The 22,141-nt window shown below is 34.4% G+C and carries 24 protein-coding genes; 7 read left to right on the top strand and 17 right to left on the bottom strand.

What is annotated here, in order from left to right; all coding sequences use genetic code 11:
* The first annotated feature begins 113 nt into the window (after positions 1 to 113).
* Genes DXU93_RS13615 through DXU93_RS13605 form a run of 3 tightly spaced genes read left to right on the top strand, consistent with a single transcriptional unit; the run spans position 114 to position 3,175 of the window.
* The gene (locus DXU93_RS13615; RefSeq protein ID WP_317126921.1) at positions 114 to 1,778 is read left to right on the top strand and encodes a DUF819 family protein; all 1,665 of its coding nucleotides are present in this window, start codon (positions 114 to 116) and stop codon (positions 1,776 to 1,778) included.
* A 4-nt stretch (positions 1,779 to 1,782) separates the two neighbouring features.
* Positions 1,783 to 2,685: a histone deacetylase family protein gene (locus tag DXU93_RS13610; RefSeq protein WP_116881852.1), complete on the top strand. Its 903-nt coding sequence runs from the start codon at positions 1,783 to 1,785 to the stop codon at positions 2,683 to 2,685.
* Positions 2,645 to 3,175: a TspO/MBR family protein gene (locus tag DXU93_RS13605; protein ID WP_116881851.1), complete on the top strand. Its 531-nt coding sequence runs from the start codon at positions 2,645 to 2,647 to the stop codon at positions 3,173 to 3,175. The genes DXU93_RS13610 and DXU93_RS13605 overlap by 41 nt, the downstream gene beginning before the upstream one ends.
* Positions 3,176 to 3,180: 5 nt before the next feature.
* Here the strand turns inward: DXU93_RS13605 and DXU93_RS13600 are convergent, their stop codons facing one another.
* Positions 3,181 to 3,750 carry a hypothetical protein gene (locus DXU93_RS13600; protein ID WP_116881850.1) on the bottom strand — a complete coding sequence of 190 codons (570 nt, stop codon included), beginning with the start codon at positions 3,748 to 3,750 and terminating at the stop codon, positions 3,181 to 3,183.
* A 243-nt stretch (positions 3,751 to 3,993) separates the two neighbouring features.
* Between DXU93_RS13600 and DXU93_RS13595 the strand changes: the two genes are divergently transcribed.
* Positions 3,994 to 4,230, top strand: a complete 237-nt coding sequence (locus DXU93_RS13595; RefSeq protein WP_116881849.1) for a 4a-hydroxytetrahydrobiopterin dehydratase — start codon at positions 3,994 to 3,996, stop codon at positions 4,228 to 4,230.
* 140 nt (positions 4,231 to 4,370) lie between these two features.
* Entirely contained in the window at positions 4,371 to 4,850 is a 480-nt protein-coding gene (gene purE, locus DXU93_RS13590; protein WP_116881848.1) for a 5-(carboxyamino)imidazole ribonucleotide mutase, read from the top strand.
* Positions 4,851 to 5,005: 155 nt separating this feature from the next.
* Here the strand turns inward: purE and nqrF are convergent, their stop codons facing one another.
* The 6 genes from nqrF to DXU93_RS13560 are packed head-to-tail and all read right to left on the bottom strand — an operon-like array spanning position 5,006 to position 11,123.
* Entirely contained in the window at positions 5,006 to 6,304 is a 1,299-nt protein-coding gene (nqrF, locus tag DXU93_RS13585; protein WP_116881847.1) for an NADH:ubiquinone reductase (Na(+)-transporting) subunit F, read from the bottom strand.
* A 4-nt stretch (positions 6,305 to 6,308) separates the two neighbouring features.
* On the bottom strand, positions 6,309 to 7,022 hold the full coding sequence (gene nqrE / locus DXU93_RS13580) for an NADH:ubiquinone reductase (Na(+)-transporting) subunit E (protein ID WP_116881846.1): 714 nt from the start codon (positions 7,020 to 7,022) through the stop codon (positions 6,309 to 6,311).
* A 20-nt stretch (positions 7,023 to 7,042) separates the two neighbouring features.
* Entirely contained in the window at positions 7,043 to 7,732 is a 690-nt protein-coding gene (locus tag DXU93_RS13575) for an NADH:ubiquinone reductase (Na(+)-transporting) subunit D (RefSeq protein WP_116881845.1), read from the bottom strand.
* 4 nt (positions 7,733 to 7,736) lie between these two features.
* A complete protein-coding gene (nqrC, locus tag DXU93_RS13570; protein ID WP_116881844.1) occupies positions 7,737 to 8,456 on the bottom strand; it encodes an NADH:ubiquinone reductase (Na(+)-transporting) subunit C in 720 nt (239 codons plus the stop codon).
* A 2-nt stretch (positions 8,457 to 8,458) separates the two neighbouring features.
* Positions 8,459 to 9,736: an NADH:ubiquinone reductase (Na(+)-transporting) subunit B gene (locus tag DXU93_RS13565; RefSeq protein WP_116881843.1), complete on the bottom strand. Its 1,278-nt coding sequence runs from the start codon at positions 9,734 to 9,736 to the stop codon at positions 8,459 to 8,461.
* A gap of 25 nt (positions 9,737 to 9,761) precedes the next feature.
* Positions 9,762 to 11,123 carry a Na(+)-translocating NADH-quinone reductase subunit A gene (locus DXU93_RS13560; protein WP_116881842.1) on the bottom strand — a complete coding sequence of 454 codons (1,362 nt, stop codon included), beginning with the start codon at positions 11,121 to 11,123 and terminating at the stop codon, positions 9,762 to 9,764.
* A gap of 226 nt (positions 11,124 to 11,349) precedes the next feature.
* Between DXU93_RS13560 and apaG the strand changes: the two genes are divergently transcribed.
* Entirely contained in the window at positions 11,350 to 11,748 is a 399-nt protein-coding gene (gene apaG / locus DXU93_RS13555; protein WP_116881841.1) for a Co2+/Mg2+ efflux protein ApaG, read from the top strand.
* 1 nt (position 11,749) lies between these two features.
* Here the strand turns inward: apaG and msrB are convergent, their stop codons facing one another.
* From msrB to DXU93_RS13540, 3 genes are all read right to left on the bottom strand, one after another.
* The gene (gene msrB / locus DXU93_RS13550) at positions 11,750 to 12,316 is read right to left on the bottom strand and encodes a peptide-methionine (R)-S-oxide reductase MsrB (RefSeq protein ID WP_240623463.1); all 567 of its coding nucleotides are present in this window, start codon (positions 12,314 to 12,316) and stop codon (positions 11,750 to 11,752) included.
* Between the two features lie 155 nt (positions 12,317 to 12,471).
* Complete coding sequence (locus tag DXU93_RS13545) at positions 12,472 to 13,269, bottom strand: queuosine precursor transporter (RefSeq protein WP_116881840.1); 798 nt, start codon at positions 13,267 to 13,269, stop codon at positions 12,472 to 12,474.
* A gap of 36 nt (positions 13,270 to 13,305) precedes the next feature.
* A complete protein-coding gene (locus tag DXU93_RS13540; protein ID WP_116881839.1) occupies positions 13,306 to 13,611 on the bottom strand; it encodes a hypothetical protein in 306 nt (101 codons plus the stop codon).
* Between the two features lie 450 nt (positions 13,612 to 14,061).
* Here DXU93_RS13540 and DXU93_RS13535 point away from each other — a divergent pair, with 450 nt between their 5' ends.
* On the top strand, positions 14,062 to 15,063 hold the full coding sequence (locus DXU93_RS13535; protein WP_116881838.1) for an NAD(P)H-dependent glycerol-3-phosphate dehydrogenase: 1,002 nt from the start codon (positions 14,062 to 14,064) through the stop codon (positions 15,061 to 15,063).
* A gap of 92 nt (positions 15,064 to 15,155) precedes the next feature.
* Here the strand turns inward: DXU93_RS13535 and groL are convergent, their stop codons facing one another.
* The 7 genes from groL to miaB all read right to left on the bottom strand — a co-directional run bounded on the left by groL (position 15,156) and on the right by miaB (position 22,114).
* Positions 15,156 to 16,796, bottom strand: a complete 1,641-nt coding sequence (gene groL / locus DXU93_RS13530) for a chaperonin GroEL (protein WP_116881837.1) — start codon at positions 16,794 to 16,796, stop codon at positions 15,156 to 15,158.
* Between the two features lie 45 nt (positions 16,797 to 16,841).
* Positions 16,842 to 17,120, bottom strand: a complete 279-nt coding sequence (locus DXU93_RS13525) for a co-chaperone GroES (protein ID WP_116881836.1) — start codon at positions 17,118 to 17,120, stop codon at positions 16,842 to 16,844.
* Between the two features lie 183 nt (positions 17,121 to 17,303).
* Entirely contained in the window at positions 17,304 to 17,612 is a 309-nt protein-coding gene (secG, locus tag DXU93_RS13520) for a preprotein translocase subunit SecG (RefSeq protein ID WP_116881835.1), read from the bottom strand.
* A 3-nt stretch (positions 17,613 to 17,615) separates the two neighbouring features.
* Entirely contained in the window at positions 17,616 to 18,890 is a 1,275-nt protein-coding gene (locus DXU93_RS13515; protein ID WP_116881834.1) for a tetratricopeptide repeat protein, read from the bottom strand.
* Positions 18,890 to 19,399 (bottom strand): LPS assembly lipoprotein LptE, encoded by a 510-nt coding sequence (gene lptE / locus DXU93_RS13510; RefSeq protein ID WP_123776141.1) that lies wholly within the window; start codon positions 19,397 to 19,399, stop codon positions 18,890 to 18,892. The genes DXU93_RS13515 and lptE overlap by 1 nt, the downstream gene beginning before the upstream one ends.
* Before the next feature lie 7 nt (positions 19,400 to 19,406).
* Positions 19,407 to 20,672 carry a sigma-54 interaction domain-containing protein gene (locus DXU93_RS13505; protein WP_116881832.1) on the bottom strand — a complete coding sequence of 422 codons (1,266 nt, stop codon included), beginning with the start codon at positions 20,670 to 20,672 and terminating at the stop codon, positions 19,407 to 19,409.
* Positions 20,673 to 20,692: 20 nt separating this feature from the next.
* The gene (gene miaB, locus DXU93_RS13500; RefSeq protein WP_116881831.1) at positions 20,693 to 22,114 is read right to left on the bottom strand and encodes a tRNA (N6-isopentenyl adenosine(37)-C2)-methylthiotransferase MiaB; all 1,422 of its coding nucleotides are present in this window, start codon (positions 22,112 to 22,114) and stop codon (positions 20,693 to 20,695) included.
* Positions 22,115 to 22,141: the final 27 nt, after the last annotated feature.

Here is a 22,141-nt window from a genome sequence, read left to right as displayed (position 1 = left end):
TGGAATTTAATCAACAACTTAGAAATGTTAATTGAATATAAAATAAAGACACTTTAAAAGCATCTTATTTCAGATTTCTTAATTATTTTGTGGTCAAATTAAGATACAGTTTCATGAAGAATTTACTTATACTATTTATCGGATTTTGTTTTGCTATTACTACAGCTTATGCGCAAGAATATGTTTTAAAAAGTGGTAAAGACAGTTTACTTATTTCGAACAATGAAATTCCACAAGAGGTCATTGAAGAAATGGTATCCTTTCCTTTCGGTGAAGAACAAAAAGTTTTTAATGAATCCTATTATGGTGTATTTTCTTTCAATGATGATGACCGTCGTGTACTTGAACAAGCAGACAGAATCATGGTCTACTTTAATGAAGATTCTTTGGAAGTAAATTCTATCGGAAACATCTTTTTCAAAAATCCTGGAAAGGAAGAAATGGTTAAAGTTCATGTTAAAGCTTTCAAAAATGGAGAGTTATTAGACTTCAATAATCACGATGGTAAAACTAAAATCAGCTTTTTAAGTAAAGCCCCTAAAAAAGCCATGATTACCAATGATAGAATTGTCTTTGGAATTTTAGCAATTATCTTGGCTCTCATCTTTTTCACTTCTAGTTTAAAAAACAAAGTTTGGAAAGGGTTTTATACAGTAATACCTGCACTATTTTTATGTTATATGGTACCAGCCGTATTGACATCCTTAAATATCATTGATCCAGAAAAAACATCTTTGTATTATACAGCCAGTCGTTACCTCCTACCCGGATCGTTAATTTTATTGATATTATCAGCAGACATTAAAAGTTTACTTGGATTAGGATCTAAGAGTTTAATCATGTTCTTCACCGGAACAGTAGGAATTATTGTTGGTGGTGTATTTTCTGTTTGGATATTCTCAATGATTTCACCTGAAACTGTTGGTGGAACAGGAAATGAAGCAACATGGAAAGGTTTAGCAACAATTGCAGGTAGTTGGATTGGTGGTGGAGCGAATCAAACTGCAATGCTTGAAACTTATAAATACAAAGAAACATTGTTTGGTGGAATGATTCTCGTAGATATCGTTGTGGCAAATATTTGGATGGCTGTAATCTTATTTGGTATAGGTAAAAAAGCAAAAATTGATCGTTGGTTAAAAGCAGATAGTAGTGCAATTGATGAATTAGTTGTAAAAGTTGAAGATTTCCAAAAAGAAGTAGATCGTAAAACAACCTTGACCGATTATATGGTAATTACAGGATTGGTTTTCGGTGGTGTTGCTTTAGCACATTTTTTAGGAACATATTTGTCTGAATTCTTCTTGGAGCAATATGGAAAAGGTAATACTTTTTCTAGCCAATTCTTTTGGATGGTTGTAATTTCAACACTTTATGGACTTATGTTAAGTTTTACAAGAGCGAAGAACTATGAAGGTGCTGGAGCCTCTAAAATCGGGTCAGTTTTCCTTTACATTCTTGTTGCTACTATTGGAATGAAAGTAGATATTTCAATGATTTTCGATAAGCCATTACTTATTTTCGTCGGATTAATTTGGATGGCTTTCCATGCATTACTTTTAATTGTTGTCGCTAAAATCATTAAAGCTCCATTCTTCTTCTTGGCTGTAGGAAGTCAAGCGAATGTTGGAGGTGCTGCCTCTGCTCCTATTGTGGCCAATGCATTTCACCCTGCATTAACAACCGTTGGGGTTTTAATGGCTGTTGTGGGATATTTCATAGGAACTTTTGGAGCGATAACAGCAGCTGAATTAATGAGATTGGCTGCACCGATGTAAAGTCATGTTAAAAATTGCATTTCATCCTTCATATTACCATATAATCCCAAAGGGACATCGATTCCCGATGGAAAAATATGAGTTATTACCTCAACAATTACTGCATGAAGGTACTATTGAAGAAGACGCATTTTTTAAACCTGAAATAATCGATAGAAAGCACATTTTAGCAGTTCATGACGAGCAATATGTCAATGATTTATTTGGTTTAAAATTAGACCGTAGAGCTCAACGAAAAACAGGTTTTATTCATGATGAAGGATTAATCCTACGTGAAAAACTCATTATGGAAGGAACCAGAAAATGTTGTGAATACGCACTTGTAAATGGAGTTTCCATGAATATTGCAGGAGGAACGCATCATTCATTTACAAATCGTGGTGAGGGATTTTGCTTACTTAATGATCAAGCTATTGCAGCACAATGGTTATTAGATACGAAGCAAGCCAATAAAATTCTAATCATTGATTTAGACGTTCATCAAGGAAATGGAACTGCTCAAATATTCCAAGACAATCCTAATGTTTTCACCTTCAGTATGCATGGAGGAAACAATTACCCATTAAAAAAAGAAAAGTCTGACTTAGATATTCCCTTAGCCGATGGAATCGAAGATAATGAGTATATTTACTTATTAGAAAGTTCATTATCTGAGATTTTAAAAGATTTTAATCCAGATTTTTTGTTTTTCCAATCAGGAATAGATATTATAGATACGGATAAGTTAGGTCGGCTAAATGTAAGCATCAAAGGATGTAAGCGAAGAGATGAAATAGTGATCAACTTAGCGAAAGAATTAAATCTACCCCTCGTCATAAGTATGGGTGGTGGATATTCAAAAGAAATTAAACACATAATAGAAGCACATGCAAATACATACAGGACCGCACAATACATCTTCTTTTAAGAACGGACTATGGTGGAAAATAGTCATTTGTTCATTGGCCTGTTTAGGTCTTGGAACATTGAGTGGCTTATCTTCAATGTCAGGTTTCGAGGATTGGTATGAACAATTAGAAAAGCCTTTTTTCACACCACCTAATTGGTTATTTGGACCAGCATGGACTATCCTTTACATCCTTATGGGAGGATCATTAGCCATTATCTGGCAAATGGTTGCAGTTGTCCGTTACCCTATCTTTAGGAAATTTGCCAAAAGAGGAATCGTCATCTTTATCATTCACTTCCTATTTAATCTTGCTTGGACACCCGTCTTTTTTAAGTATCACCTGATTAACCTAGCTTTGGTCATCATCTTTATTATTCTGGCTTTCATAATTATTTTGATTCGCCATTTCTTTAGGTTGGATAGACTTTCTGCATTTCTATTAATTCCATACCTTTTATGGGTTACTTTTGCAACGGCTTTAAACTTGGCAATTGTGGTTTTAAATTAAAACTACTAAGCTTGTTTCTTCTTCGCATTCAAATACTTTTCAATTCTTTTTGTAAGTATTTGAAACATCATTTTGGCATCCTTCTCTTCAAGCTTTCTACCAAAAGAAATGCGTTTTTGAAAAAATTCAAATTGGATTTTATTCGATCCTCTCACCCATAGAGAATCATCGTATACTTTTTGAAAGGAATTTTCTTTAGGAACTATCATGGAGAACTTAGAAATGTTTTCAATGAAATATTGCTTTGATTTACCATATGTTCCAATAGTACGCTTTATACGTAAAGAATTTTTGTCAAGTTTGATGTATTCTCGACCAAAAAATAAATAAAGCATTGTTCTAAATACACGAATGGCAAAATACAACCAAAAGGCCATAAATATGAATAAGGCCAACTTCTCTTGATCAGAATAATCATTAAACATTTGAGAGGTTACATAACCACCTATGAGTAACCATAGAATAAACCAAGTAATTAATAATCCCTTTTTCCTTCCCATTTTCGGTGGATAAATTACAAAGCTTACACTTTCTTTCTTATCCACAAAGCTGATACGTTCTCCAATCCATTTCATATGCTTACAAATATATATTTTCTTTGCTTATAATGTTATAAGATAGTCATAATAGTAGATTAATACACTTTTATCATTGTAAAAAATCTTAACAGGATAGCTTTTGATATTGAAAGACTCCAAATTTAAGAAGCGTAAAATTAATTATTCAAATTAGTATAAAGATTACTCTGATGAAGTAATTACACTTTGATTACAAGATTACATTTCGTAAATTAAAGCAATCATTCAAATACTCATACTATGAACTGGAAAATGGAACACAATAATTTAGAAAAAGATTTTGATTTTAAAGATTTCAAGGAATCTTTGAAATTTGTAAATGAAGTTGGAAAGATTGCAGAAGAAATGGACCATCATCCTACCATTTTAATGCACAGTTATAATAAAGTAAATATCAAACTTACAACAAGCGAAGAAGGTAATACAGTAACAGAAATAGACTATAAAATGTCTAAGCGAATTAATGAGATATATTAATACAAATACTGTCATAAAAACTTATTGCTTAGAAACAATTCTATAAAGTACTCGGAAATTAATGTATGGAATGCCAAATTGATAAGATTCAATTGGAGCTTCAGTAACGATAAATATATATCTTTGCCAAAAAACAAATTATGGCGAAGGTTGGAATAATAATGGGGAGCAAATCAGATTTGCCGATTATGCAGGAAGCTGCAGATATTTTAGATTATTTAGGTGTTGAATATGAAATGGACATAGTTTCTGCACATAGAACTCCTGAAAAGATGTTTGAATATGGTAAAAATGCACATACTAGAGGCATAAAAACAATTATTGCCGGTGCAGGTGGTGCAGCTCATTTACCAGGAATGACAGCTTCTTTAACACCACTCCCAGTGATTGGTGTTCCAATTAAATCAAGAAACTCAATCGATGGATGGGACTCTGTACTTTCTATTTTACAGATGCCAGGTGGAATTCCTGTAGCAACTGTTGCTTTGGATGGAGCAAAGAATGCAGGAATATTAGCAGCAAAGATTGTTGCTGTTAACGAGCCTAAATTAATGGATAGACTAGTTGAATATATCGGTGAATTAAAAGAAAAGGTGATTGAATCAGCGAAAGATATGTAGTACATTCTTTCATAAGAAACTTTAATAAATGAGATGCATTGAATTGTATCTCATTTTTTTTTGACTAAATATATTGGAGGGAATACTCATAGTATAAATAGTGGTCAAAAAAAAAGCGTTTCCGAAGAAACGCTTTTGTATAATTTTGATTTTGATTAACCACCGAAATCATCAAATGATACATTCTCTGGTGGAACACCCCACTCGTCACACATTGTAAGAACAGCTTGGTTCATTAATGGTGGACCACAGAAATAAAATTCGATATCTTCTGGTTCATCATGTTTTTTCAAGTATTGATCAATAACAGCCTGGTGAACGAATCCTAAGAAACCATCACCTTCTTCGTCATGAATATCCTTTTTCACTTTCCAGTTGTCTTCCTCTAAAGGTTCAGACAATACCATGTAGAACTTGAAATTAGGGAATTCTCTCTCCAATTCACGGAAGTGCTCAATATAGAACAACTCTGCTCTTGAACGACCACCATACCAGTAAGTTACTTTACGGTCAGTTCTCATTGTTTTGAACAATTCATATAAGTGAGAACGCATTGGCGCCATTCCAGCACCACCTCCGATATATAACATCTCAGCATCTGATTCTTCATTGATGAAGAACTCTCCATAAGGTCCTGAAATAATTGCAGTATCACCTTGTTTCAAGTTGAAGATATAAGATGAAGCAATACCAGGGTTCACTTTCATCCAGTCACCTGCCTTACGGTCAAATGGTGGAGTAGCGATACGTACGTTCAACATAATTCTTCTACCTTCCGCAGGGTAAGAAGCCATAGAGTAAGCTCTCACAGTATCTTCATTATTTTTCATTTGAAGAGGCCATAATTTAAACTTATCCCATTCTGCCTTAAATTTATCTGGTTGACCTGGGTGATCTTCAGGATGTGCAGTTACATCCATTGTTTTGAAGTCTACTACACAGTGAGGAATACGAATCTGAATATATCCACCTGCTTTATAATCCATGTCTTCAGGAATTTCAACAATAAATTCCTTAATAAAAGAAGCAACATTGTAGTTTGAGACAACTTTCGCTTCCCATTCTTTAATTCCAAGAACTTCTTCTGGAACTTCAATTTGCATATCTTCCTTTACCTTAACCTGGCAACCCAATCTAAAGTTTTCCTTAATTTCTTTTCTTGAGAAATGTGGTTCCTCAGTTGGAAGAATACTTCCTCCTCCTTCATGAACTTGACAAGTACATTGAACACAAGTACCACCACCTCCACAAGCTGAAGGTAAAAAGATTCCATTGGTTCCAAGAGTACTCAATAGAGTTCCTCCACCGTCTACTTCTAGTTCTTTTTCTCCGTTAATTGTAATTTTAATTTTTCCTGAAGGAGACAACTTTGCTTTCACAAAAAGCAACATCGAAACCAACAATAAAATTACCGCTAAGAAGAATACTACCGTAATTAAAATTGATAAACCCATTATTCTATTGTTTTATATCATTAATAATTTGAGAAGTTTCAACTGCTCCTCCACTGATAGTATTTGTTTTACTATCTTTTTTCTTTCCGTATTCTACTCCCATAAAACTCATGAAAGCAATACCCATCAATCCTGTTACGATAAAAGTAATTCCTAAACCTCTTAATGCAGGTGGAACATTTGAATAACGGATTTTTTCACGTATTGCAGCCAATGAAACGATAGCTATAAACCATCCAATACCTGAACCAAATGCAAATGAAGTTGCATCTAAAATTGTTGAGTATTGACGATCTTGCATAAACAATGCTCCACCAAGAATAGAACAGTTTACGGCGATCAACGGTAAGAAGATTCCTAATGCTCCATATAAAGTAGGTGCAAATTTCTCAACAAGCATCTCTACCAGCTGAACGATTGAAGCAACTACTGCAATAAACATAATGAAAGATAAAAAGCTCAAATCAATAGTTTTTGAACCACTCAAACCATACTCTGGATTTAACCAAGTCAATGCTCCTTCTTTCAACACATAATTTTCTAATAAATAGTTCATCGGTACAGTAACAACCAATACGAATATTACTGCAAGTCCAAGACCAACTCCCGTTTTAACTGTTTTTGATACAGCTAAATAAGAACACATTCCTAGGAAATAGGCGAAAATCATATTTTCTGTAAAAATCGCCTTTACGAATATATCTAATGTACTTTCCATAATTTATATCTTATCTCTTATTAATGTTCTTCAACTAAATCTTTATTTCTTGTACGTTGGATCCAGATAATAACACCTACAACGATTAAGGCCATTGGAGGCAAAATCATCATATTATTATTTACATAACCCAATGCGTAAAGTCCGCTTTCTTCACCTGGAAGGTTATTACCAAAGATGGCTGCACCCCAGATTTTTCCTGAACCGAATACCTCACGAATCAAAGCAACCAATACCAAGATCCAAGCATAACCAATTGCATTACCTACTGCATCCAAAATAGAAGGGAAAGGTTTGTTTGACATAGCAAATGCTTCAAAACGTCCCATGATAATACAATTTGTAATAATCAACCCAACGAATACAGAAAGTTTTTCTGATACATCAGGTACAAAGGCCTGCAGACATTCATTTACAATAATTACAAGTGAGGCTACAATAACAAGCTGTACGATAATACGAACTCGTGAAGGAATCAAGTTTCTTAGTAACGATACAATAAGGTTACCAAAAACCATTACAAAAATAACCGATACCGACATCCAAAAAGCTTGCTCAACTTGAACTGTGATAGCTAAAGCAGAACAAATACCAAGTACCTGAATGGTAATAGGATTGTTATCCGATAAAGGGTCTGTGATTAATCTCTTGTTCTTTTTAGAGAACAATGGCTCTTTTGGAGCTTTTACTTTTTCTTCAGTTGTGCTCATTGTATTATTTGTTTTTACTGAAATATTTATAATAAACTTCCATGGTCTCGTTTACCATTTTCTCGACTCCTTTAGAAGTAATAGTACCTCCAGTAATTCCATCTACTTTTTGGTCTTCAAAACCAGAACCGTTTTGAACTACACTAATTGGAGTAAATGAACCATTAATTGCGATTTTTTCATCGATATAACGATCCTCAAAGAAACTTTGTGCAATTTCTGCACCTAAACCAGGAGTTTCACCTTTATGATCAAATGACGTACCTACAATAGTTTCATAATCATCAGCCAAAGCAACGAATCCCCAAATTGGTCCCCAAAGTCCTTTACCTACTACTGGCAAAACAAACAATGTCGTTCCGTCTTTCTCCGCTTCAAAAATTGGATATAATCTATCTTCAACTTTGATTGTTTTATCTCTGAATTGCTTTTGCACATCCAAACTAAATGCTTGCTTTTCCTCTGGTAGATTCTCTTGTAAAACTCCATTGTGAGAAATTACATAACTGTCTTTTATGTATTTTTCGTATTTATCGCTTCCATCCTTACGTGTTGATTCAACACCTAACGCTGATAAAATACTCATTTTCTTTTTTACCTCTACATTTGCTTTCTTCAATGGTTTTAATCCAATTGAAAGTGATGACAAAATCACACCTACAACTATAACCAATATAATTGAAAAGGCAAAAGTATAACCGTTTCCGTCTTTATTAACCTTCATTACTAAGCTGTTTTAAATCGTTTTTTACGTCTAGAAATATTTGCTTGAACTACATAATGGTCAATTAATGGTGCCATAATGTTCATAAACAAGATTGCTAACATTACTCCTTCAGGATATGCAGGGTTCAATACACGGATCAATACCGCTAAACCTCCACCTAAGAATCCATACCATAACTTACCATATTGAGTTTGTGATGCTGTAACAGGATCTGTTGCCATAAATACTGCACCAAAAGCAAAACCTCCTATGATTAAATGGTAATAAGCTGGTAAATCCATATAAGCATTAGCTCCAATTAGGTTCATTAATAAACCAAATACGAATCCACCTGCAAAGAAAGAAAGGATAATTCTCCAAGAAGCAACTCCGGTATACAATAATAAACCAGCTCCTAGTAAAATAGCGATCATTGAAGTTTCTCCAACTGAACCAGGGATCATTCCAATAATTGCGTGTAATGGATCATAAGCTCCTTCAAATTTCTGAATTAACTCAGCGCTTGAAGCGTTTTCAGCGATGGTTTCTCCTGCTACTACAGGTGCATCACCAACAAATGAAGCTAAATCACCTAGTGCTGTCGCACCTGAAGCTCCATCAGGTAAAATACCGTCGTTTGCGGCAATAACATCAGTTGTTCCTGATTTCCATACCTTATCTCCTGACATAGCAGTTGGATAAGCAAAGAATAAGAACGCACGCGCTGTTAAAGCGATATTAACGATGTTCATTCCTGTACCACCAAATACCTCTTTACCGATAACTACAGCAAAAGCTGTTGCTACACCTACCATCCATAATGGAACATCAGCAGGCATTATTAAAGGAATTAACATCCCTGATACTAAGAATCCTTCGTGAAGACCATGTCCACGAACAAATCCAAATATGAACTCGATTGCTAAACCAACTCCGTATGAAACAATAACAAGTGGTAATACTTGAAATAATCCATATACTACTTTATCTCCAAACCCAGTTAAATAGTCACTATAAGCGCCATATTGTTCTGGATTCAAATAAGATTGTAATTCGTAATGCCAGTGTCCTGTATTGTATATACCAAACAACAAAGCCGGAATCATTGCGATAACTACCATAAACATGGTACGCTTTAAATCAACTCCGTCACGAATATGTGCCCCTTTCTTTGTTACGTGTTTTGGCGTAAACAAAAAAGTTGAGAGTGTTTCATAAAGTGGATACATTTTCTCCCACTTACCACCCTTCTCAAACTTTGGGTCAAGATTTTGAATGACTTTTTTTAATGCTTTCAATTTCCTAAAATTTATAATTTAACACTTACATGCATTCTTCTTCGATCACATCTAAACCTTCACGGATCTTTTCCTGAATGTCTATTTTAGATGTACAAACATACTCACACAATGCGAAGTCCTCAGGTGCTATCTCATAGATACCTAATTGCTCCATTGCATCAATATCATTTACCATAATTGCTTTGATTAATTGCATTGGTAATATATCAAATGGCAATACTCTTTCCATTTCACCAGTAACAACAAATCCACGTTCCTCACCATTAAGGTTTGTATCTAAACGCTTTCTCTTATTTGGCATTAACCAAGTTGGGAATAAACGATTTGCTGAATATTTATCGAAACCAGGTGACAACCATCCTTCTGATAAGAAAAACTTATAGTCATCTCCTTCAGGTAATACAGTTATTTGAGCATCATAAAATCCTAGGTATCCATCTGCACCAATGGCTTCACCTGTTAAAGCGTTACCACTAATGACACGAACATTATCATTTGTTAAATTACCTTCAACAATTGTATTAACGTTCGCACCTATTACAGTTTTATAATATTTTCTAGAATCAGCCTCTGACCCCGTTAACGCAACAATTCTTGATGCATCAAACTTACCTTCAGCAAAGAATTTACCGATAGTAACAACATCTTGTGGATTCAATGTAAAAACAAACTCCCCTTTATCAATAGGATCGAAATGATGAATTTGAGTTCCAACATTTCCTGCTGGATGCTTCCCTGAAATCTTGTTGATTTCAACATTTTTAGCATTTTGAAAACACTCATCAGGAGAACCTTTACCGTTTAAAGTAAGGTTTACTTTTCCATCCGTTAACTTTGCTAACGCATTTAAACCGTGTTGGAAAAACTGACCTTGTCCATGCAATATAAAGTCATAGTCTGGTGCTAAAGGAGCAGAATCAAACGCTGAAATAAATATTGATTTTGGAGTAACTGCTGGATCAGCAATTTTATCCAATGGACGTTGTTTTACAAATGGCCAAAGTCCGTTCGCTAACATGATAGATTTAATCTCATCTCTCTCTATAGAGGATGGATCAACTGGTTCTACCTGTACAGCTTCATCTTCAGCAGCAACAGAAATACGTACTTCTAAAATACGTCTTTTCTCACCTCTCAAAATCTCTGAGATGGTCCCTGCTACTGGGGATACAAACTTTACATCCTTGTTGTATTTATCGTAAAACACGACTTCACCACGTTTTACCTTTTCTCCTTCTTTTAGAACGACTTTTGGAACTAATCCATGAAAATCAGAAGGTTTTAATGCGACCATCGTTGGGCTTTTCGCCTCAACTTTAACCTGGTCGGCTTCACCGAGCAACTTGATATCAAGTCCTTTTTTAAGTCTAACCGCCTTTGACATGTTTATATAGACATTTAATTTTGTAGGACACAAAAATATAAATTTGTTGGAATTTAGGAGCAGTTAAGAATGCTTTAGAATGAGAGAGTGTTAATTTAGACTGGTTCTAAATAATAAAACATAGGATTCGACGTTGATAACCCAAATAATTTGATGTTTCAACTCAAATTCTTATTTTTATTCAGTAATTTAACCTAATCTTTAATTACAAATTAAATTTTGCATCATGAATGTCGCCATTACTAAAGGCATAAAAATAACTGTTACTGCTTTATTTCGATCCGATTTAACGCAATTGAAAAAGAATTTATACTTTTTTAATTACTCAATTAAGATTGAAAATTTAAGTCATAACAGAGTGCAACTAATCTCAAGATATTGGAGAATTGTTGATTCACTTGCTCCAACAAGAATAATCGAAGGAGAAGGTGTTATAGGCGAACAACCTGTTTTAGAACCAGGTGAAACACACACCTACACTTCGGGTTGTGATTTATCATCGAGTCTAGGATTCATGGAAGGATATTATAATTTTTCAACAATTAACGACGAGGGGAATAAAACAGTGGATTTCAAAGTAGACGTTCCTAGATTCTCTTTAGAGTACGGAGGGAAACTCAATTAATTTACTTTTCTTCGAACTTCAAGGACGCTGAATTCAAACAATATCTCAATCCTGTTGGCTTTGGACCATCTTCAAAAACGTGTCCTAAATGACCATTACATCTTGTACACACCACTTCTACTCTACTCCAACCATGCGAACGATCTTCAACTTCTGTAACTACCTGTTCATTAATCGGCGCATAAAAACTTGGCCAACCTGTTCCTGATTTATATTTAGTAGATGATTCAAATAAAGGTAAGTCACAGGCCACACAATGATAAACGCCTGCCTTTTTATAATTCCAATATTTTCCAGTGAACGCTTGCTCTGTACCCGCCTCACGAACAATTCTATATTGCTCATCTGTTAGTTGAGCCCTCCATTCAGCATCTGTTTTTTTTATTTTTCGAATTGTATCTTCCTGTACATTTGATTTTACAGAACCTTGTGGAATTACAATATTTGTTTGCTTGACATCCCTAAATTCAGATAATGGGTTATTGTTTTCTGTGTTACACGACAACATAAAGAATGCAGTCAATAAAAGTAAACTTTGATCAAGATATCTTTCAATATTTTTTTTCATACTTTAAAGTTTTAATCTAGTCAACCAACAAAACAAATCATGATTTGCAATTAACTTTAGAACAAACAAAACATCAAATGAAATGTTTCAAAGCCAATTGTTAAATACTTAAAACATCTTCTAGTTCTATATTTAAAACTCGGATGGAATCTTAATTAATCCGCTGAGATTTCATCTTCAACTTTTAAATAACGTTTTAAATACTTAGAACCGAAATAAAATGGAACAGTATCGATTAAAGCCACAATAGCTTTAAACAAATACGCACTAATAATAAACGAGAGCAATTGCAAGTTTGTTGATTTGTCAGGATCGATTGGAATACCACTAACGAAATAATGTGTTATCAAAATTACTGCAATTGAATCTATTAATTGACTCATTAAAGTAGAAGCATTATTACGCAACCACATCTTTTTTCCTTTGGTTCTTCGTTTTAAAAAATGGAAGATGTGTACATCTACGAATTGTGCTGTTAGATATGCAATCATTGAGGCTAAAGTAGCTCCAAAAGCCAAACTTCGAATGGCGTAAAAAGCATAACCTTGGGGAACCACTGCTTTCCCTTCTTTTATACCTATAGATAAAGTTCCGTCAGCTTGTAAAGTTTCTGGTGCGTCTAACCAGCCACCGAACCATATTATAAAAAGCACCCAGATGTTAAGGAGTAGTCCTACCCAGACTACAGTATTAGCTCTTTTACGTCCATAAATTTCGGAAATAAAATCTGTACATAAAAAGGTTATCGGATAAGGGAGGACACCAATCGCAAGGGAAAAACTTATGGCGCTTCCCTCTGGAATACCAACATAATCTGAAAAATCAATAAATCGGCTAACTCCTAGAATATTGAGCATCACCAAAGAGCCTAGAAACAGTCCTGTTAAAACTAAAAAAACGACTTCACGTCGTCTTTTTATTAATGTATTTACATCATTTTCGTTATATATCATCTTTAAACTAAATGCTGAATAGCAAAAGAAAAAACACTATTCAAACTCTTCATTAATAGAGTCATCTTCGTATTCTTCTTTAATATCTTCTTTTAAGAATCCGTCATCATCATAATCATCATCATCTTCAATAATTTCTTGAGCTTGACTAACTGTCATTCGAACCAAGTAATAATAATCCTCAGTTTCAAAAGGCAATGCACTAACAGTATTCCCTTCTTTATTCTTAAACTTGATTAGATTACCTTCAAACCCTTCAGGGTAATTTAATTTGATTTGCTGTTTTACGGCCTTATCAATTTTAGCATAATCTTTTACAACTCTAGGCTTGCTATTACTCATAAATCTATTATTTGACAGTTTTAAATATTGTTGTAAAAGTATTAAAATAGTGCAATCACCAAACCTTTAAAACAATAATTTTACTATTTTTTTTACCCCAAAAAATGAGGAAGAAAAACAAAAAAAATGGCGATTAAAACCAAATTTATTTAATCAATTTTCAATCGATTAATTTCAAAACGTTTACAAGAACCAAGTTCTTCAATATTGAGTTATAAATATAAACATTCTATTTTAACAATTCAAAATAAAAATGAATGTAATAATTTTATTTGAACTATATATTTCAACACTCAAAATCAACACATTAATTAAAAACACGTCTACTTTCACACATTAAATAGATGGTATATACAGTAAAATAAATCAGTTTATCTTTATTTTATTTATCAAGATTAAGCTCTAAAAAACGTCACCTTCGAATAGAAAATGTATTTTTGTAGATAGTATATGGACAAGTCTAAAAAAATAATAGGTGTAATTGGTGGAGGTAGCTGGGCGACTGCATTAGTTAAAATCCTCACTGAAAATGTTGAGAAGGTATATTGGTGGATGAGAAATGAAGAGGCTGTAGAGCACATTTCAAAATACAAACGAAACCTTAAATACCTTCAAGGTGTTGAACTGAAAACAGAAAAGATAAATGTTTCGACAGATCTTGAGTCTGTAGTTACTAGTTCGGATATCATTATTTTAGCAACCCCATCGGCTTTCTTAACTTCACTGTTTCAAGACTTTCCCATAGCATTGTTTGAAGGAAAAATTGTATTTTCAGCAGTCAAAGGAATTATTCCAGAATACCATGCTATTCCTGCAAGGTTTATTCACAAAACCTTCAATACTCCATACGATGATATAGGTATCATTTCTGGACCTTGTCATGCTGAGGAAGTTGCGCTAGAAAGGTTATCTTACCTTACCATAGTTTGTCAAGATGAAGATATTGCAGATGAAATGGCTGACAAGTTCAGAACACGTTTCATCAAAACGACAACTTCTGATGATTTATTCGGAACTGAACTATCGGCAATCCTAAAGAATGTATATGCAATTGCCTCCGGAATTTGTGCTGGGTTAGGTTATGGTGACAACTTTCAAGCCGTATTAATATCAAATGCAATTCAAGAAATAGAAAACTTCATTGATGAAGTCAGTCCAATACATCGAGATGTTAAAAGTAGCGCCTATCTTGGAGATTTACTCGTAACAGCCTATTCTAAGTTTTCAAGAAACAGAACTTTCGGATTTATGATAGGAAAGGGATATTCAGTGAAAATAGCACAAATGGAAATGGACATGATTGCTGAAGGTTATTACGCAGTAAAATCTGTAATGGAAATCAATAAGAAGTTCAATGTTGAGATGCCAATCGTTGAGGCTGTTTACAACATTATTTATGAAAGAATCTCTCCAGTTATTGAAATGAAGATATTAACGGATAGGTTAAGCTAAAGTAAAATTGAAAATAGCTTTACATAAGATATAAACTAAAAATGGCGGTCAAATTATGACCGCCATTTTTGTTTAATAATATTCAGTAAGGATTACATCATTCCTGGCATTCCACCTGGCATTCCTCCACCCATTGGTGCAGCTGAACCTTCCTCTTCTGGCTCATCAACAATCACACACTCTGTTGTCAACAACATAGACGCGATAGATGCTGCATTCTCAATTGCAATTCTAGTCACTTTTGTTGGATCCAATACACCAACTTCTAGTAAGTTTTCGAATTTCTCAGTTCTTGCATTATAACCATAGTCGTCTTTTCCTTCAAGTACTTTTTGAACAATAACTGCTCCTTCATTACCTGAATTCTTCACAATTTGTCTCAATGGCTCTTCAACGGAGCGCTTAACGATTTCGATACCTGTAGTTTCATCATCATTATCACCTTTAAGATCATTCAATCCATCCAAAGTTCTTAATAATGCAACTCCACCACCAGGAATTACACCTTCTTCTACAGCAGCACGTGTTGCAGCTAATGCATCATCTACACGGTCTTTCTTTTCTTTCATCTCAACTTCAGACGCAGCTCCAACGTATAATACAGCAACTCCTCCAGCTAATTTAGCCAAACGTTCTTGCATTTTTTCTTTGTCGTAATCTGATGTAGAAGTCTCCATTTGTGCACGGATTTGAGCAACGCGACTTTCAATTGCATCTTTATCTCCTGCTCCGTTTACAATTGTTGTGTTGTCTTTATCAATTTCAACTTTCTCAGCAGAACCTAACATTTCAAGTGTTGCTGATTCTAGAGACAATCCTTTCTCTTCAGAGATAACTTGACCCCCAGTTAAAATTGCTAAATCTTCCAACATAGCTTTTCTTCTATCTCCAAATCCTGGAGCCTTAACTGCAGCAACTTTTAATGAACCTCTAATTCTGTTCACAACTAAAGTAGTCAATGCTTCTCCATCAATATCTTCAGCAATAATTAACAATGGACGTCCTGACTGAGCTGCTGGTTCCAATACTGGCAACAATTCCTTCATACTTGTGATTTTCTTATCACAAATCAACAAATAAGGATTCTCTAAATCAGCAATCATCTTCTCTGTATTCGTAACAAAGTAAGGTGATAAATAACCTCTGTCAAACTGCATTCCTTCAACAGTTTTAACTTCTGTCTCGATACCTTTTGCTTCTTCAACAGTAATTACACCATCGTTACCTACAACCTTCATTGCTTCGGCAATCAATGCTCCGATTGTTTCATCATTATTCGCTGAAATAGAAGCAATTTGTTTGATCTTGTCATTATCTGAACCAACTTCTTTTGAAAGTTTTTTCAATTCAGCAACAATTACTTTAACTGCCTTGTCGATACCTCTTTTTAAATCCATTGGATTTGCACCTGCAGTAACGTTTTTCAATCCAGCAGTAATGATTGCTTGAGCCAACACAGTTGCTGTAGTTGTTCCATCACCTGCAATATCAGCTGTTTTAGAAGCAACTTCTTTTACCATTTGAGCTCCTAAATTCTCAACAACATCATTCAATTCGATTTCTTTAGCTACAGAAACACCATCCTTCGTGATGTGTGGAGAACCGAATTTTTTTCCAATTACAACATTACGTCCTTTTGGTCCTAATGTTACTTTTACAGCATTTGCTAATGCATCAACTCCATCTTTTAATTTTTCTCTTGCTTTTTCGTCGAATAAGATTTCTTTTGCCATTTTCTAATGTTTTTTAATTAATAATTGTCTTTAGCTAGCATTAATCTACCCTTGGAATACACCATAGATATCAGCTTCCTTCATAATTAAGTAATTTTTACCTTCAAGCTTAATCTCTGTTCCAGAATACTGGCCATATAATACAGTATCGCCTTCTTTCACAGTCATAGGCTCATCTTTTTTACCATTTCCAATAGCTACAATTGTCCCTTTCAAAGGTTTCTCTTTGGCTGCATCAGGAATGATAATTCCACTCGCTGTTTTCTCTTCTGCCGGAATTGGCTCTACGAGCACTCTATCCGCTAATGGTTTTAATGTTGACATATGTATTAATTTTAATTTGTTTAAATTTTTCAATCTGTTTTTTGACCAATTTTATGCCAATCTGAAATCATGTACTTTTTGTCATAAAGCCAAAATATAGAGCAAAAAAAATGTCAGTGTATATGACACACTGACATTTTAAATACCTATGAATACTGACTTTTTTTCAAGTCGTATATGCTATTACTCTCCTTGCTCTCCTGATGTTGAAGCTGGTGCTGGAGCAGATTGCTCTGTTTCTTGTGTTGAATCAACTGGCGCCGCTGTAGGCTCATGGTACATCAAAGTCATTGAAATACTCAATATTGCTATTACACCTGCTAAACTCCAAGTTGCTTTCTCGATAAAGTCATTCGTTTGTTTTACACCTCCCAATTGTTGAGCAGATCCAAAATCAGTTGACAATCCACCTCCTTTTGGATTTTGCATTAAAACAAGTAATACAAGTAAGATACTTGCGATGACAATTAGAATAGTTAATAAAGTTCCCATATTTTAATTTAGTTTTCTTTTCAAAGTTTCAATTTGAAGTGCAAAGAAACTCTTTTTTTCTGGAAATTTCAACAATAATTTTTCATAAGCTTCAATTGCTTTTGGAAAATTACCCTGAGCTACGTAAATCTTCGCAAGTGTCTCACTTACTGGAAGCCTTGATTCATCAAGACTTTCACGCGCTTTTTTAACAGGTGAAAAGAACTCAGATTTTCGTTTTTCTTGACTTAAAATTTCTTTATTTTTTTCTTTTTCGTTTGCTTTTTGAGGTGTATTTTCCTCATTTATTGCCAAATCAACAGATTCATCTGCTTTTTTAACTGATGTTTTTCCCTTAGGCTCGTCTTCTTGCAGATAACCTCCCATCCATGAAGTAAAAGAACGTTTTTCTTCATTTTCAGTTGTTGTCTTTATTGTCTCATCAACTTCTATTTCCTCTTCTTCTATTTCCGCTTCATCATCAGATTCTACTAAAGGCAATTCAAATTCAACATCAACTGATGTATCTTGCTCCTCGGTAGTTCCATCAAGTTTTTTTAACTTTTCAAATTGGTAAGTCTCACCTTCATACTCGTCAACCTCAATGAAAATGGAAGAACTCACTGCATGAGCTAGTATATCTTTTTCTAAATCATTGATATTCCGTAAAGGATTAGACTCAAGCTCTTTTTTTGTCTCAATATCTGATGAACTAGATGTAGGTTCAGACTCCTCGTCTTCAGCGGATTCTGAAATATCTTTTTGTAACTCATCATTTTGGGCTTCCAATTCAGAAACTTCATCCATCTGAGTATCAGAATTAACTGAATCTGTTTCCGCCTCATGTTCTTCGATTAATTCCTTTTCCGAATCAGATTCATCTGTCGAAGCATCTATTAATTCTAGATGATCATCTTCATTTTTTGAATCTGAATCTCCTAGTTCTTCACTTTCAGAAACTTCTTTTTCAGCAACTCCTGAAGTAATTTGATCAGACTCTTCATCATTTTCAGGCGCTTCGGTTTGAACAGTAGTTTCTTCGTATGACTCTAATTCTTCCTTTTCAACAGAATTAACCAATAAGAATAATTGAGTACGGTCTGGAATTTTATATGCATGATTCTTTAATTCAACCTCAAATTGAATCGTATTATGCATCGCCAACCCTTTCAAATACAGCTGTGAAAAAACTGAAGTATATGGATAGCGTTTAGCCAATTCTTTTAAACTGTCTAAATCTTCAATTTGAATTGAGGATGGATTCTGAATCCTTTGAGATATTTCTTCAAAATTTAACATTACCAGTTCGAAAGTAACTTATTTAAAACATCTTGCACAATTTGATCATTGATTTCTTCCAATAATTCTGCTTGGATTGCCCCGACATCTTGCGAAGCATCAAAATCAGCAAATCGAGAGGAACTTAACTCCATCACATCTTCTTCTGGTGAGGTAATGAAAATTTGAAAACTAGAGCGAATCGTTAGTCTATTCTTAACATCAGAAGCATCTTCTTGTAAAGACAAGGGAGTTATATTATAAGAATCAACACTTCCAGTAATCGTAATTTGAGGATCGTCAGCTTCAGAACTAACTAAATTTAACCCTACTCTATTTTGAACTCCGTCCTTAATCAGTTCTGACAACTCATTAGCATAACTAATCGGCGCATTAGGTGCTTTACTCTCTAGAGTCGTTACCATAAATCGTTGCCATTCTGGAGGCACACTTCCATCCTGAAACGAAAGACTAGTTGGCCAACATGAAGTAAGCAAAATTGAAGTCATTAAAAAGAGGAGTATTTTCATCTGAGCATTATTTTAAATCGTATTCTTTAATCTTCCTATATAAAGTACGCTCAGAGATTCCAAGTTCCTTGGCTGCATCTTTTCTTTTTCCATGATGTTTCTCCAATGCCTTCTTCACAAATTCCATTTCACGTTCCTCCAATGAAAGTGATTCCTCTACCTCAACATGATCTTGATAGTCGCTATCTACAATTGTCACTTCTTCTTGATCTGGATATTTATTTTCCTCACGCACTTCATCTCTAACACCAGATTCCAATAATCGCTTACTATCTTCGTTAGATATATCTGAATATACTCGATTAAGTACATCACGTTGAGTACCTGTTAGATCAACTTCTTTATCGCCATTCAACATTTCAATGACAAGTTTTTTCAACTCATTCATATCACGTTTCATGTCAAATAAGAACTTATAGATTAATTCTCGGTCAGAAAAATCATCACTCCCTTGTGATTTCCCACCAACTACTGCTGGGACACCTGTCACTTCATCATCAGGCAGGTAGTAATTAATCTTATCTAACGTAATTTCTCTTTCATTTTCAATTACAGAAATTTGCTCAACTATATTCTTTAATTGACGAACATTTCCTGGCCAAGGATATTTTTCCAAAGCCACTATTGCTTCAGATGACAATTTGATATTTGGCATCCTATACTTTTCTGCAAAATCAGCAGCAAATTTTCTAAATAATAAATGAATATCATCTTTACGGTCACGTAAGGGTGGCAACTTAATAGGAACAGTACTTAACCTGTACAACAAATCCTCACGAAATTTATTCTTTCGAATCGCCTCGGCCATATTTTCATTGGTCGCAGCAACAACACGAACATTTGTTTTAATTACGCGAGAAGATCCAACTTTCAAGAACTCACCTGTTTCGAGAACCCTTAATAATCGAACTTGAGTTTGTTGTGGCAATTCAGCGACTTCATCTAAGAATATTGTTCCACCATCAGCTTCTTCGAAATATCCTTTTCTACTTCCACTCGCTCCAGTAAAAGCCCCCTTTTCATGACCGAATAATTCAGAATCAATTGTTCCTTCAGGAATTGCACCACAGTTGACTGCAATATAACTTCCGTGCTTTCTTGTGCTTAATTGATGAATCACTTGAGGAATAATTTCTTTTCCTGTTCCACTTTCTCCAGTCACTAACACAGAAATATCAGTTGGAGCTACTTGAGCAGCAACTTCCAACGCACGATTTAGTCCTGGCGAATTACCTATAATACCAAATCGTTGTTTGATCTGTTGAATATTCATATTTCAATTAAGGTTTTAGATTAAACAATCTCACCTCGTAAAGAAGCTTTATTACAATCTGTAATTTTCACCATTACATAATCACCAATTTTTGCGTCTTTACGATCAAAAATCACTTTATGGTTTTTATCAGTTCTTCCCATCAATTGCTCAGACGAACGTCGAGATTCTTTTTCAACCAAGACTTCTTGAATTTGACCAATCTGAGCCTTATGTATTTTTAAACTATGACCATGTTGTAACTCAATAATCTCTTCTAATCGTCTTTGTTTTTCATCTTCAGGGATGTTGTCTTCATACTTTCTTTCAGCTAAAGTTTTTGGACGTTCAGAATATTTATACATATAAGCAGAATCATACTCTACTTCACGCATTATAGATAAAGTATCTTGATGTTCTTCTATTGTTTCACCACAAAACCCAGAAATAATATCAGTTGAAATTCCACAATCTGGAATAATTCTCTTGATAGCATCAATACGATTCATATACCATTCACGCGTATAACCACGGTTCATCTTTTTCAAAATATCACTATTTCCAGACTGAACAGGTAGATGAATATAATTACAAATATTCTTATGATTTGCTATTGCATACAATACATCATCTGTCATATCCTTAGGATGAGAGGTTGAAAAACGTATTCTTAATTCTGGATGAACTCCAGCAACCATAACTAACAATTCTGCAAAATTCGTTGTTGGTTTAGTTTCGTCCTTGATATCACCTTTACTCGTCATATTCCAACGGTAAGAATCAACATTTTGACCCAATAGAGTAACTTCTCTATATCCCGCGTTAAACAATGCTGCACATTCTTGAACGATGGTATGTGGATCTCTACTTCTTTCTCTACCACGCGTAAATGGAACAACACAAAACGAACACATATTATCACAACCACGAGTAATACTTACAAATCCAGTAACACCATTTTTATCTAAACGAACTGGATTGATATCAGCATAAGTTTCATCTCGAGAAAGTAAAACATTCACCGCTTTTTGCCCTCCTTCGACTTCCGAAATTAACCCAGGTAAATCACGATATGAATCTGGACCAGCTACTAAATCGACCAACTTTTCTTCTTCAAGCAAATTCTTTTTCAACCTTTCAGCCATACAACCTAAAATACCAATCACCATTCCTGGTCTTTGACGTTTTGCTTTATTGAATTGAGTTAATCTATTTCTTATTCTTTGCTCAGCATTCTCACGAATACTACATGTATTAATAAGAACAACATCAGCTTCCTCTGAATCTTGTGTTGTGGAAAAACCTTGGTTGGTCATAATAGATGCAACAACCTCACTGTCTGAGAAATTCATTGCACAACCATAACTTTCTAAATAGAGTTTCTTCCCTCCTTTTGATGAATCCATTGAGATCGCTTCTCCTTGACGCGCCTCATCCATATCTTTATCTAAAACAATTCCCATTGGTAAACTTTCAATTTTATGAAGTGC

It is taken from the genome of Brumimicrobium aurantiacum (assembly GCF_003402975.1).
In the GTDB taxonomy this organism is placed as follows: Bacteria; Bacteroidota; Bacteroidia; order Flavobacteriales_D; family Crocinitomicaceae; genus Brumimicrobium; species Brumimicrobium aurantiacum.
Note: the sequence above shows the minus strand (reverse complement) of the source record. Positions and strands in the feature narration are given on the sequence as shown.